This is a genomic window from Bifidobacterium sp. ESL0728, assembly GCF_029392015.1.
Lineage (GTDB): Bacteria > Actinomycetota > Actinomycetes > Actinomycetales > Bifidobacteriaceae > Bifidobacterium.
Window position 1 is genome coordinate 30764 of record NZ_CP113925.1, and the last position, 13886, is coordinate 44649.

Below are 13886 nucleotides of genomic sequence, written 5' to 3' on the forward strand. Positions count from 1 at the left end.
TAATTAAAAATCAGCAGAATATTATAGTAAGGATGTCAAATTTGTCAAATTCTTACTTTTGAATAAGTAAAAACACGTATTTCGTTTTGTATCTAAACCCAATAATCAAGCCATTATTGGATTGTAGGTATCATGGAACGATTAATGTATTTTTAAAGAATCGACAAATAAATTATCCATATTCGTTAACTGCATAATTCTTTGAACATCTCAGAATGTGCCATTATTGATAGTAACTTTTGTAATTCAGGCAGGAATCCAAGGGCGTATACATCTTCTATGCGATTCGTAGAGAGGAGCCGAAGATGACAGGGCGCGGAATCTTTGCCAAGCTGACCGCTATGGTCGGCGCACTCGCCGTGGGTTTGGCCGGCATGGTGGCAACGGGAACGGCGGTTGCGAATCCGCCAAAAAGCCATCTTTCGGTCGGCCCGCAGACCATTGCGACCGGCGGCGAAGGCCGTATGCTTAATGCCATCAATTGGGTGGAGTGGAGCGATACCGATAGGCAAGAGATCGACGGCGATACAACCGTGTGGACCACTCCCTCGAAGATCGGCGATGGCCACTGGATCTCTACGCGTTGCTCAGTGACTTCTCCCAGCGGCGTCGATAACGCGCTTTCGGAGACAAAGCCGATGATGGCTTATAAATCAGGCGACTGGGGTGGCGACGGCTTGCCTGATATGTATAACCAGGGCGGAAAAGGCCACGCCAACACTATGATTACCGGTTTGGCGAACAAAGACGACGCGGAAAAGGTGACGTTCGACTTTGATTGCGCCACGTATCTGATTGACTCCGCGAGTTCTCCCTCGCTTGATGCGAGCACGCCTGTAACGTCATACACCAATGTGCCCATGCAAGGTCTGGTGTTTGCGGATGCCGAATCCAATAATTGGTATGACGACAGTCCTCTCATGCATCAGCAAGAATATATCAAAGCGACTCCGAACAGCCAGATTTCCAGCGCGACCCCCATCTGGCGTCTGCTTGATGGTTACCGTTCGGAAGGTTGCTCCACAAATTCGGTGGCTGAGCTCAAGAACAGCACCATGCGTTTCCGTTCCGATGGCCCGCAGTGTTCCAATTCGGGCGGCAATGGGCCGGCTTCGGTGATGTTCCTGCAGGGGTCGCAGAGCGCGCGCGTCACGCTGAAAGGCGGCGGCAACACCGCTGTGGCGCTGGGCAGCATCGTGCTCACCGATTTCGGCGACGCACCGGAAAGCTATGGTGTGGCGAGTTCGCTGTTCCAACCCCAATGGACCGGTGGCGAGCTGGGAACAGATATTGCCTCTACCGGAACCTATGCCGGGGACGCAATCGATCCCGATCGTGGAGACCTCGTCGAAGGCATGGAAGGCGGCGCTTTATTCAACCTTACGCAGGCCAAGATCGATTCCGTCACCGATTCCACCAAGCTTGCCAATTCCGAAGAACCGACGCCGCGTTTGGGTGCGCATGAGGACACCGAGGCGGATATTCATTTTTCGGCCAATGCTGATGGCGACGATATCCGTGGTGACGAAGTCTCCGGTTCCATCGAAAACGACGAGGACGGCGTGGCCCATGCCGTGAACGCCAATGTTCAGGTCAATCCCGCCGCTGACGGCACCTTTACCCAGAAAGTGACCTGCAAGTCCACCGCGCATGCCGAAGTCAAAGGCTGGGTTGATTGGAACCGTAACGGGCGTTTTGACGACTCCACCGAAGGCAGTAACCAACAGGCTTGTGTCGCTGATTCCAGTTCGTCCACCGGTTCCTCGGCCACATTGACGTGGACCATTCCCGCCGATGCACAGCGTGCGGTGAAAAACGAGGCGACTGGGCCGTCGACACACTTGACGCAATCCTTCGAACGTGTCCGCATCACCTCCGAGACAGATCCCATGAGCACCGACATCATGAGGCTTGCGCCCACAGGCGTTACCACGAGCGGTGAGGTGGAGGATTACGCGGTCGACGTGCACGTGCCGATGCTCAACCTACGTGTGAATCTGCCCGGTGGGCGTTACGATTCCCGCGATCAGTTTGCAATGTCCGTCAAGAATTCTTCGGATGTCGAGGCCGGCAACAAGACCACGACCGGTTCGGCGTCGGATATTCAGCCGGACCAAGTCGGTCCGAAATATCTCCCGTATGGCTCCGATTACAAGATTTCGGCTCCGCTTGCTGCAGGTTCGCCAAGTACCGAGAGTCGGTATTCCGCTGACTTCTCCTGTGTTGATTTGACTCATGGCAATGCGCCTGTAACCGTCGATACCAGCGGCAAATTCACCATGCCGGCCGACTCCAACGTGCAATGCACCATCACCAGGTCCAAGCGCTCCAACCCGACGTTGAAGGTGACCACGCATGTCAATGGCGGCAGTGCGGTTCCGTCTGATTTTCCGACTTCGGCGATGCCTGCCGTCGGTGACGGGTCGACATCACTGCCCAGCGGTTTTCCGGTGTCATTTACCGAGGGTTCCTACAAGATTTCCACGGATATGTCCGGTAAACCCAACTATGAGGTAACGAGCCCGCTGGCCTGCACGCTCGACGGTTCGCCGATCACCCTCACCGGCGCAACCGTGGCGCTCGCCAATGGCGACAATGTCGAATGCGAGCAGACGGTGAATCCCCGGGCCGCGACGTTGACGCTCAAGACCCAAGTGGAACACGGCGACGCGAAACCAGACGACTTCAACTTCACAGTGGCGACCAGCGGCGGTTCGACGACCTATGCGGAGAACAATCCGCAGGTTTCCGCCGGCGACATCACCCGTGTGACCGGCTCCTCCCTGCCCGACGGATACGAGCAGGATGGCAACATTGCGTATTACAAGAATAGCGATGCCGCGCATGCTCATCCGATGACGTTGGCCGAGGCGAACACGGCGCTCAACAACGGCGAGAGTGTGACCGGCATCCGCAAGGTCACCACCCACCGGTCCAAGCTCACCGTGAAGCGTGAACGCGATTACCGTTACGGCGGCACGGCCGAGGGCGACGGTTCCAGCGTCAAGCTGACCCCGCAAGGCGGCGTGGAACGTGACGTTGCGATCGACCAGCCCGAATATGTCGGAGACGGCACGTACTCGGTGCGCCAGCTGCTCAACGACGGCTACAAGCAGGAGAGCATCAAGGCGGAACTTGCCGACGGCACCTCGATCACGATCAATCCCGACGGTACGTTCCAGGTGCCCCCGGGCGCCGATGTCATCGTCAACGTGAAGAATGCGGACGAACCGGGCACTCTGGGATGGTCGCGTTTCGACGAGGACGGCACGACCCTGCTCCCTGGCTCCAAGTGGCGGCTTAATGGCCCCAAAGGCCAGAGCCTTGATGTTGATGATTGCACGGCTGAGGTCTGCACCGGGCTTGACCAGGATCCCGCACCGGGCAAATTCAGGGTTTCCGGACTCAGTTGGGGTGCGTGGAACGTCACTGAGACGAAGGCGCCTGCCGGCCATGAGCTTTCCGAGCCCAAGACGTTGATCGCAGATCCTTCGCAAGGCGAGGGCGGAACTCCTAAGACGGAAGCGTTCCAGGGCGGCAAGTCCGCCGACGTCACCCCGGGCGTTAGGCCAGTTTCCGAGCCGCAGCAGGGTGCCAATAAGCCGATGCCAAGTAACAGGAAGCTTGGCCCGCAACTTTCCGCCACCGGTGCCGACGTGACTCAGGTTGTGGCGATTGCCGCGCTCGCATTACTTCTGGGCATGGTTCTTTCAGCCGCCATCAAGCGTTACGGCAATAGGCAACTCGGCGCCTGATGGCCAGATGCCAATCGTGACCGGACAGATGAAATCTTTTCACTGTCCAGTCACGATTGGCATCCGTAGGCAAATGCCCATAAAACTGGGGTAATAAGAACCCCTGGTTTTCTTGTTGCCCCGGTAAATGTTATTGTGGCTCTTCGGCAAGCATCATTTGCATTTTTGAGTTGTTGAGAAACCAGTCTGACAGTCTTGAATCCAGTAATTTTGTTAAAATTACACATGAATCGAAGACTTCGTCCAGAGTCATTCTGCGCTGTTCCCCGGGGATTGGGATGCCTTGTATGAGCGGCTCGTGGTGCGCGATCCGGTTACGTAAGATATGCACGCTTTTTATCGTGTTCAATGCATAGGTCCGTGTCCATTGTTTATTATTTTCCAAAGTTGTGCGTCGTCCTCCGGGAAAAACCTTGTTCAGTCCTTTTCGCCAAAAGTCTTCTTCATAGTCAGCTTTTCTTTGGTCAGGATAGCCATGATGGATAAATCCGCCTTGGTCAAAAAGATTTTGCCAAAATCCAAAAGTGAGAGAAGCAATCATGTGTCCGTGAGGATGATTTTGCCTTTGAGCCGCTGTAAGATGCTTCCAGGCTACTCGGATACATGCTAGAGAACGATCGTCGAAAGGCAAAGTACCCATATACCAATCAGGCGTATTTCCGATTTTTTGTGAGAGTTTGGATAATTGTCGATCGCAGCTGTTGCGTAATGCAATTTCCAAAAGGGCGACATCGCCCATACAGGCACTTGCCAAGTCCCGGTCCCATAAATATAATTCAAGCGGTGAGCAGTGCCGTGTTTGTGCAGAAACCTGGTATGTAGATAAACGTTCCGGAGAAATACAGGCCAACAATGCTCGTTCAGCTTCAGAGCCAGGCGGGGGCGCGGCCGAAGAAAAATTCACCAATGAGTTTGACTTGAGGTTCATTCTTCTTTATAGTAGTACATGTATTCCCCCAATGGGCCTCTCCGAACGGTAGCGATACTGAGTCGTGATGCACTGGGGGTTCTTTTTTGGGTTAAGTAAACAAAAGTGTGTCTTATTCTGTTCGGATGGTGGTCATGTTGACTGTCGGTTATTTGTCAGAATGTGGGCTTTTCGGGTGTGTCTAGTGTGATTGGCCGGCCCATCCGTGTCTGATGCCGAATCCTGATTCGTAGGGGTCGACGGCGGGGTCGTCGGGGTCGGCCTGTTGCACGGATCGGCGGTCGAGGCCGGGCAGCGCGAGAGTGCTGTCGGCCTGCTGTTTCCTTGTTTTCCCTTGCCAGTGTTCCGGGGTCGCGAACCGTTCCGGTTCGGGGTCCCGGGTGCGCATGTAGAGGAGCCATTCGCAGATTCTTCTGGCGTGCTCGGGGCTCAGGCCGCTGTGGCGGCGCATGGCGTCCTTGACCGGCTTGTTGGTGCCGCCCTCGAGCATGTTCGTGTTCCACGCGACCGGCCCTCCGGCGTCGAGTTCCGGGTCGAGCCAGGTGAAGAGCATGCCGGCGGCGTTGAGCCTGGCGAGCCGGTGGTAGGCGTCGCGGGCGCGCTGGTGGGTGTACCAGGTGCGGCGGAACCCGGTGTCGGGGTCGCGGGCCGCGGTCCGCTCGTCCAGCCATTCCTTGTTCTCTTCGTACCATTCCTGCAGGTCGGCCAGCCATTGCCCCGCCTGTTCGGGGGTGCCGCAGCGCTTCACGTTCACGAGCCTTCTGGCCAGCTTGTAGAGCGCCTTGCCGGGCTCGGTGCGGGGGCGGCTGGTCAGGTCGCGCCTGGTGTTCCGCAGCACGTGGACCAGGCAGCGCTGCACGCGCATGCCGGGCCATGCCCGGCCGATGGCGGCGAGGCAGCCGGCGCCGCCGTCGCAGACCACGACGTCGGGCCGCGGGATGCGGCGGAACAGGGCGAGCCAGGCGGCCTTCTTCTCGGTGTCGCACCACTGGAACGCCAGCGGCCTGCCGTCTTCGGCGTCGACGGCGACCAGCAGGCACCAGCCGTTCAGGTACGTGCCGTCCACCTCCACGCAATGCGCCTTCCCGGGTTTCGGCAGTCGGGGCCTGACCCGCCAGCACCATGAGGTGCGTTTCGCGAATCCCTGTCGGGTGGCGACCCCGATCGCCCGGGCGGCCTGCAGGACGTCCGTCCTTCCCAGCACCCACGACAGCCACGCGCGGAACTCGGCCAGACGCGTGGCGTCCGGCCTTGTGGCGACCCCGCTCGCCGAGCACGCGTCGCATCTCCAGCGCTGCCGTCCGGCCTTCGTGTATCCGTTCCTGCGCATCGGCAGCCCGCACAGCGGGCACAGCCTCGCCCTCGGCGATCTCCTCCTGGCCATACCGCCATGCAACAGCCAGCACACAACCGCACGAAAGTCAACTCAGGAAGCAAAAGACCCGTGTTTAACACCACAGGCGTTAAACACAGGCCCGCACGCCTACTCCCGAAACGCCAAACCCCGAAAATAAGACACACCTTTGTTTACTTAACTCTCTTTTTTAATTCTTAGGTCTCCACCGTGGCTTGTGGGTTACTTGTTGAGCTTCGCCTTGAGGCGGCCGAAGACGGACTGGCGCTGGCGGACGGCTTTCGGAAGGATCGGGCATCCGGCGCAGACCAGGGATTCCGGGTCGGGGTCGCAGCCTTCGCCGGTGGTGGAGTTGCATGAACGCAGGTCGTAGATGCTGAGACGGCCGGCGGTGCGTTCCTGCTCGATAACGAGGTCGACCAGATCCAGCGGCAGGCTGAGTTCGTTGGCAATCATGCGAGGAGACTGGCCATGGGTGAGGCCATCGATGACCGCGGTCGTGATTGAAAGTGACGATTTACCCTGAGCCGATGCCATATCTCCATCGCTGCGCAGGGTGCAATTGTGATGGTTCCGTGATGGATTGCTCGCTTTCGTAGCACGGAACCTTCCGGAACAATGTTTTCCGGTTTCAGTGCTACCGAGCCTATTCATGTGAGAATCGGGAATCGTTGGTATCATGCGAATCTCGTTTTTTTGAGTGACTCGGTTTTGCCATTTTCGTAGCTTTGGAGCGATAAAAGGTGCCTTAATGTTGTTCGATGCTGTGACTCGAGCATCAAAGTGCTGAAATTCGTGTGTGTGGTGTCCAATGCAGAGTCAAGGTGAAGCAGTGAAAACGAGTAAGGCGGCATGATTGATCTTGCGGACGTCATAATAATCGCCCGACTTGGAAGACGATAATGGCCAATATATAGGCGACTATCAGTCCTGTCGCCACCGATTGCAGCGCGGTTTCCATGCCGTATTGTCGTTTCATTTCGGCCACTGTCGCCAAGCATGGCGTATAGGCGAGAATGAAGATCATGAAGGCTGCGGCCGCAGCGTTGGGGTGTCCGTCGCTGGACTTCTCAAAGCTCTTGTGCACCGCCTGCCCTAGGCTCCCCTGGCCTTCCGCCTGTTCGGTCTGGTTGCCGGAATCGTTGATGGCGTAGCTCTGCGAAAGCGAGCCGACCACGACTTCCTTGGCCACAAAACCGGTGACCAGCGCGGCCGAGGCATGCCAATCGTCAAAGCCGGCTGGTTTGAAGACCGGCGCGATGGACGTCGAAACCGCACCGAATACGGAATTTTCGACTTTGTCGACGTGGCCGAATGAATTGGTGCCGGCCGCGCCCGCCGAAATCGGAATGGCGGAAAGCACCCAGACGATGATGAGCATGGTGACGATCACGGAGCTTGCGCCGGTGATGAACGACCAGAGACGTTGCAGCACCGACTTCAGCAGTTGCAGCAGGCGCGGCATCTGGTAAGGCGGCAGTTCCATGGCGAACGGCTGGGTTTTGAGATCCTTGAACTGCGTCTTGCGCAGCGCGAAGCCGACCGCGAGGATGATGGCGATGGAACTGACGTACATCAGGAAAATGGCCACGCCCGCGTATTTGCCGAAGAACGCATAGGCCAGGACCACGTAGACGCTCAGGCGTGCCGAACAGGAAGTGAACGGAATCAGCAGGCCGGTGAGCAGCCGTTGCCGCGAATCCGGCAGTGTGCGCGTGGAGGCCAGCGCCGGCAGGTTGCAGCCGAAGCCGACTACCAACGGCAGGAAGGCGCGGCCGTCGAGGCCGACCATACGCATCGCGCGGTCCATCACGAACGCCGCGCGCGCCAGGTAGCCCGAATCCTCCAGCAGCGAGAGGATGATGAACATGATGCCCATCGGCGGAATGAAGGTGCACACCGTGATCGCGCCGTTGAGGAACCCGTCGACGATGAGCGAATAGAGCCATCCGTCAAGCGAGCCCTTGCCGGCGATGGCGGTGAAGATCCAGGCGATGCCGTCGGTGCACCAGCCGCGCAACGTGACGTCGAACCAGTCTTGCAGAGGGCCGGCCAGGGTTGTGGTCGCCTCAAAAACGAGGAACATCGTGATGAGGAAGACTACAAGGCCGATTGCCGGATGGAGCAGAACCCGGTCAAGCTTGTCGGAGAACGTCTCGCGGTTGGCTGTGGTCACCGCGCCCTGTGGCAGGTCTTTGTTGATTTCCTTGAGTTTCTTGGCGATCCATTCGAAGCGTTCGTCTGAAGTCTCCCGCACCCATTGCGAGACTTCCTCCTGCGTTGCGCTCGCGGGCGGTGCCGGAATGCTGGTGACTGGCTTTGGCTCCAGTTGCACGTGAATCTCGCGGGAAACATCGGCTCCGCCGCCATCTAAGGTAGGTGTCGCATTTTCTGCCTTGGCCAGCGTGGTCTCCACGACCTCGGAGGCCTTGTGCGCGGCCTCGCTTATCGTTTCCTTGGCTGTTTCCGGCGGGTTCTGCGAGCTGGGTTCGACAGTAGCTCGATGTGTATTCGCATTGCTGTCTGTTTTTTTGGGGATTTGGCGCGATATGACGTCAGTCGTTGGCTGTTTGTCTTTATTCTGCAGTGGGTTTAAGCCAGGCTTGTCGGTAGGTTGAGATTTTTTGTTACGGTTTGGTTTCTCGGCATTGTGCACCCGGTCGATTGCATCCTTATCCAAGTCCGCACGAATATTTCCGTCTGGATTCCCCTGAATTGAATTCAGTTGAGAACCCCCTATTTCCAACGAATTTGGCCGTCGTTTTTCATCATTGGTTGTATGCAAGCGAGCGGACGTATTTGAGGATGAATTGGATTGTTCCGAAGTCTGTTCGGCTTCCTGCGCCCTGATTTCGGTCAAGGTTGCTGCGATGGTGTCTAATAACTCGGCTTTGCCGTAGCTGGTGCGGCCGTCGACCCGAACCATTGGAATGCCGGGAAGCGTGCGCTTGAGCCGTTTGAGGGTAACCGGCGAGTCCTGTTTTTCCGCCAAATCCAACATGGTGACCGCGATGATAATCGGGAAGCCCAAGTCCATCAGCTGGCTCAAAAGGTAATACGATTTCGAAGGTGAAGTGGCATTGAACGTGAAGACGATGATGTCTGGGCGAGCATAGCTGCGACGCCCCATCGCCGCTTCCCCCGCGACCTGCTCGTCCGGGCTGTAGGCGTCGAGCGAGGCCGTGCCGGGGGTATCGATGAAGTCCCAGCGCTCGCCGTCGCGCTCGAGGCTGCCGGATTCCACCAAAACCGTGGTGCCAGGCGCGTTCATCACCGTTGCGCTCGCGCCGAGTACGGCATTGAAGAGCGTGGATTTGCCTACGTTGGGGTTGCCGACGAACACGATGCGTGGGCTGGCATGTGTGGGTTTGCCGGCCTTGTCGCTCATCGATTCCATGCCGGCCATACCAGACATCGAGCCGGATTTGCCACCGTGATGGTGGTGCGGTTGCGGCAGCAGCACCGCGAGCCCGCGCCGGTGGTGGTGCCCGCCGTGGCCCCCATGCCCAGCGTGGCTCCCGTCTCTGCTGTTTCCTTCGCTTGCGCCGTGTCCGCCCTCGGGCCCGCTGACGGAACTGCCCCCGCCGCAGCAATCCGCCGGTTCCGGCATCAGATCAGGGTCGTTGGGATCATTGGTATCAGCGTTCGCGTTTACGGGATTACCGGCGCTGCTGTCGTTGTTGGAATTGCTTGCGTTGGTGCGGTCATTGCGGTCATTGTGGTTTCCGAGGTGATCCGCGTTATCTAAATCGCTAGGTCCGCCAGTGTTGTCGGAATCATTGGACTTGCTGTTGTCGTTCCTGCTAATTTTGCCAATTGCGTCGTTATGACGCTCGGGGCGGCCGGCATTGCTGGAATCGTTGCGATTATTGTGGCTGCTGCAATTTCTGCATTTGCCGCCTTGGGCTATTTTCTCGTCATCGAGCGTTTCGGCGGGTGATGCGGCCGTAGTTGTTTTGTCCATAATTTGCCCGCCAGGTCTTGTCGATATTGCTATTCGGTACTATAAACGTTGCGTCCGAGGGGATACGAAAATATGGCGTGCCGTAGCGCCGTCGATGGCGATGCGCTCGCCGCCGTGCGCCACCACGCACCCGCCGAACATCGCCTTTTGAATCACGCGAATCGGCTCATGCAAGCGGAATCCGAGCTCGTTCAACCTGAAGCGGCTTCGAGCCTCGAAATCCATCCTGCATATCTCCACGTCCACGCCAAGTGGGCAGGTTCGTAACGATTCGGCCATACTTGGGACAATAGTTCATTGCGTGTGTCGAGTAAAGGGTTTTTACTAAAAATTTTGATATTTGATAAAGCTTTAGTTGGGAAGAATAACTTTATTAGGCAGATGCAAAAGCATCATGAAATATCAGGGTATCCATATCTGTATTGCCGTATTAAAGATGATTAAAATCTAAAGTGGAGCTAGCCGGGTTCGAACCGGCGACCCTCTGCTTGCAAAGCAGATGCGCTACCAGCTGCGCCATAGCCCCAGAAACACAACGATTCTTAAGCGGAAACCTTTGGGATTTGAACTTTAAGAACCTTACGTGGGCCCGGGAGGACTTGAACCTCCGACCTCATCCTTATCAGGGATGCGCTCTAACCAGCTGAGCTACGGGCCCAATCAGCACGTCTTGAGACGTACAAGGGAATAGTTTACCAGTTGAGTGTTCAGAGTCAACCCGACAGTCTTGCGTGTCGTGAACGTTTGTTGAAGATATGGCGCGATAGAAATTTCGTGTGCCGCAATATGTGCTTTCGTGCTTTCGCCATGCGATTCCGGTCAATCGCACGCGAGACAATGCGGATATGCCTTATCGCCGCCGTTCGAAAGCCAGAACCGTTTCACACACCACCCTGCGCGTCGACGACTTGGACGTCGCCGTGACCCGCAAGACCATGAGAAATATGTATCTGCGCGTCAAGCCTCCGGCCGGTAACGTCGAAGTGAGCGCGCCGGTGAGAATGAGCGATGCGAAAATCGCCGCGTTCGTAAGAGATCGACGGAACTGGATTGATGTCCAGCGTCGGCGCTTGCAAGAAGCTCAGCGGCACATTCCGACTCGTTTCGATTATTTTGGGGATGTGGGAACTCAAGCCGGACTCGGCGACGGTGCAATTGCTGATCGCGATTCTGGTATGGGTTCCGTTGACCGTGGTGCTGATGAGAGGGGTGGCGGCACTCGTCCCGTTGCCGGCATGGTCGAAGAAAACGAGAGTGCTGGATTCTCGTGGACGGACGAGCGCAAACGCCTGGCGCAGGCCAATATCGACGCGCAATTGCCGGGTCTGCTGAAGCGCTGGGAGCCGGTTATCGGTCGCAAGCCGACGCATATCACCCTGCGGCTGATGACTTCGCGCTGGGGCTCGTGCACGCCGGCGACCGGTCGGATTCGCCTCAATCTACAGCTTGGGCTGATGGATCCCCGATTCCTGGAATATGTGCTGGTGCACGAGATGACGCATCTGTGGGCGAGCGGCCATGGTGCGGAATTCCAGCGGCGCATGGATCGATATCTGCCGAATTGGCGGGTTTTGCGACGCGATCTCAACCGCGAAATGGTGTGGCGGTGAAAAGTTGGCTCACACTAAGTCATGGTTACCAAAAGATACCGTACGAATTCCAGGCGGTTACTTTTAGTAACCATGGGTTAGTGTGAGTGAGGATTGTCGAAAATGCCATAAATAATATGTCGTCGTTTGCTTCCGAGTTGGTAACCCTTTGTGCCAGTGAGCCAGTCCTTCCGTGTGGCGAAGGGACTTCTGTCGGTGTGAAATTACGGAATCGGCTCTTTTATACAGACGAGATGGGAAGGGCAAGAATATTTCGTAATATTTATGCGTTTTTATGTACATTGTTGAGGGTTGAGCGGCATATTTTGCGGTAGCGTTACTATTGAAATATGGCCACCTCGGTGACGCGGCGGCATGGCATATGACGTGCTCTCAAGAGCAGCGAGGAGGTTCTCAATGGCGGGGACACTGGCCGGCAATACGTCGGAAAACGAAGGAAAATCGGAGATTCGGCTCGGCAACACCATTACATCCAGGCGGGCGGTAGTTACAGGCGCATCCAGCGGCATCGGACGTGCGACGGCACTGCAGTTGGCTTCGGTCGGCTGGAAGGTCGTGGCGCTTGCGCGGCGCAAGAACAAGCTCATCGAGCTTTCCGACCAGCTTGGCGACGCCTGCGAATATGTGGTGTGCGACTTGACCAACGAGGCCTCGACGCAGGCCGCGGTCGCAAGGATTCTGCGCGGTGGGCCTGTGAAGGCGCTGGTCAACTGTGCAGGCGGCGCAATCGGAAAAGACCGGATTGAGGATTGCAATGTCGAGAACTGGCGCAAGATGTATGACACCAATGTGCTGGGTACGTTGCGTATCACCCAGAAGCTGCTGCCAGCCTTGAAGAGGGCTACTGGCGGCGGGACGGTCGTTGTGGTCTCCTCGACGGCCGGCATCGAACCTTACGAAAGCGGCGCCGGATACTGTGGTGTGAAGTCCGCCGAGCGCGTGTTCGCACAGACGCTTCGTTACGAAGAAGTCGGCGAACCGCTACGCGTGATTGACGTTTCTCCCGGCATGGTGCATACCGAAGAGTTCTCCCTCAACCGTTTCCATGGCGACAAGGCCAAGGCCGACGCCGTGTATAAAGGCGTGCCGAACCCTCTGAATGCCGACGACATCGCCGAGTGCATCGAGTGGGCGCTTGATCTTCCCGACGGCATCGACATCGATTCACTCGTGGTTCGCCCGCGCGCGGAGGCCTCGGCCCAGCGGGTCTACCGCGAAGACTGAGTAGCGGCGAGGTGCAATCTTCAAGATTGATTGCGTTTGCGACGATGCAGGTGTGCTAAGCGTCGCAAACGCAACTTATTGTTGCAATTGCGACGGTAAATGGAGTTATTGCGTCGGTAAATGTAAGAGACGATTGCGTTTACGATGCTAGGTGAGTGCAGGCCGTCGTATCTGCAAGATTTGGTTGCTTCTGCGACGCTAGTCGGCTGTTGCGCGTCGCATCTGCAACGCAAAGTTGCGTTTGCGACGCTAAATGATTGTGGAGCGTCGCGTCTGCAAGCGGAGGAAAGTCCATAAGCATAAAAAGATGCGCCGCCACCCATATTGAAATGGATGGCGACGCACTTGTGGTTATTTGGTTATCAGTGTTCACAAGGTTTCGCGCTAATGTGATTACTTGTTACCACTCGGCACAAAACCAGACAGCCCTGAAGCTCAGGCGTGGGCCTGCTCTTCGATCAGGTGGCTGTTCATGAACCAGTTGAAGTGCTCAAGTTCCTGCACGTGGTCCTGCATGATGTTGGAGCTGATGACGTCGATCGGATCGAGCTCCTCGTAGGCCTTGCGCTCGGCGACGATGAAGTCGCTGTAGTAGTCGACCAGAGCCTTCAGGTAATCCTGGGTGTTCTGGCGGCCCATGAGCTTGAACTCGCTCCAGGTGCGGTTGCTGATGATGGACTCCGGGGTGCCTTCGGCGCTGCCGCCGAGGGTGGCGATGCGCTCTGCGGTCTCGTCGGCCATGTTGCGCACGGCGTCGACCTCGGGATCAATCATTTCGTGCACGCCAATGAAGCTCGGGCCTGCGACGTTCCAGTGCGCATGCTTCAGAATCAGCGAAGCCTCTTCCTCCTGCGCCAAACGGTTCTGCAGAATCGAAACGATCTTATCGGATGCTGCCTGATCAATACCAGGGCTCAAAAATTCGTTTGCCATAGTAATTTCCTTCCTTTTTGAAATATTGCTAGTTACCATTCTAGTGATTTGCGGGGCGCCGCCCGCTGGTTCGTCTTTAGCCCAATCCTGCCAAAACCCTTGAAATCTCGGGGTTTTT

At 56.8% G+C, this 13886-nt stretch carries 9 protein-coding genes and 2 tRNA genes; 3 read left to right on the forward strand and 8 right to left on the reverse strand.

Features of this window, described 5'->3' with window-relative positions; genetic code table 11:
- Positions 1–305 precede the first annotated feature (305 nt).
- Positions 306–3755 (forward strand): CshA/CshB family fibrillar adhesin-related protein, encoded by a 3450-nt coding sequence (locus OZX67_RS00120; protein WP_277143007.1) that lies wholly within the window; start codon positions 306–308, stop codon positions 3753–3755.
- Between the two features lie 130 nt (positions 3756–3885).
- On the opposite strand, the gene OZX67_RS00125 is transcribed toward OZX67_RS00120, so the two are convergent.
- From OZX67_RS00125 to OZX67_RS00155, 7 genes are all read right to left on the reverse strand, one after another.
- Positions 3886–4683, reverse strand: coding sequence for an Abi family protein (locus OZX67_RS00125; protein WP_277143008.1), 798 nt, complete (start codon positions 4681–4683; stop codon positions 3886–3888).
- A 181-nt stretch (positions 4684–4864) separates the two neighbouring features.
- Positions 4865–6067 carry an IS1249 family transposase gene (locus OZX67_RS00130; protein ID WP_277143010.1) on the reverse strand — a complete coding sequence of 401 codons (1203 nt, stop codon included), beginning with the start codon at positions 6065–6067 and terminating at the stop codon, positions 4865–4867.
- Positions 6068–6259: 192 nt separating this feature from the next.
- Positions 6260–6574, reverse strand: coding sequence for a peptidase (locus OZX67_RS00135; RefSeq protein ID WP_277143012.1), 315 nt, complete (start codon positions 6572–6574; stop codon positions 6260–6262).
- A 334-nt stretch (positions 6575–6908) separates the two neighbouring features.
- Positions 6909–10001, reverse strand: a complete 3093-nt coding sequence (gene feoB / locus OZX67_RS00140; protein WP_348519603.1) for a ferrous iron transport protein B — start codon at positions 9999–10001, stop codon at positions 6909–6911.
- Positions 10002–10040: 39 nt separating this feature from the next.
- Positions 10041–10280: a ferrous iron transport protein A gene (locus OZX67_RS00145; protein WP_277143015.1), complete on the reverse strand. Its 240-nt coding sequence runs from the start codon at positions 10278–10280 to the stop codon at positions 10041–10043.
- Positions 10281–10454: 174 nt separating this feature from the next.
- Positions 10455–10527: transfer RNA gene (locus OZX67_RS00150), tRNA-Ala, on the reverse strand.
- Positions 10528–10585: 58 nt separating this feature from the next.
- A tRNA-Ile gene (locus OZX67_RS00155) sits at positions 10586–10659 on the reverse strand.
- A gap of 118 nt (positions 10660–10777) precedes the next feature.
- Here OZX67_RS00155 and OZX67_RS00160 point away from each other — a divergent pair.
- Together OZX67_RS00160 and OZX67_RS00165 are read left to right on the forward strand one after the other, a co-directional pair.
- Positions 10778–11611, forward strand: coding sequence for a SprT family zinc-dependent metalloprotease (locus OZX67_RS00160; RefSeq protein WP_348519604.1), 834 nt, complete (start codon positions 10778–10780; stop codon positions 11609–11611).
- Positions 11612–12007: 396 nt separating this feature from the next.
- Entirely contained in the window at positions 12008–12835 is an 828-nt protein-coding gene (locus OZX67_RS00165; protein WP_277143017.1) for an SDR family oxidoreductase, read from the forward strand.
- A 435-nt stretch (positions 12836–13270) separates the two neighbouring features.
- On the opposite strand, the gene OZX67_RS00170 is transcribed toward OZX67_RS00165, so the two are convergent.
- Positions 13271–13768, reverse strand: coding sequence for a DNA starvation/stationary phase protection protein (locus tag OZX67_RS00170; RefSeq protein ID WP_277143019.1), 498 nt, complete (start codon positions 13766–13768; stop codon positions 13271–13273).
- Positions 13769–13886: the final 118 nt, after the last annotated feature.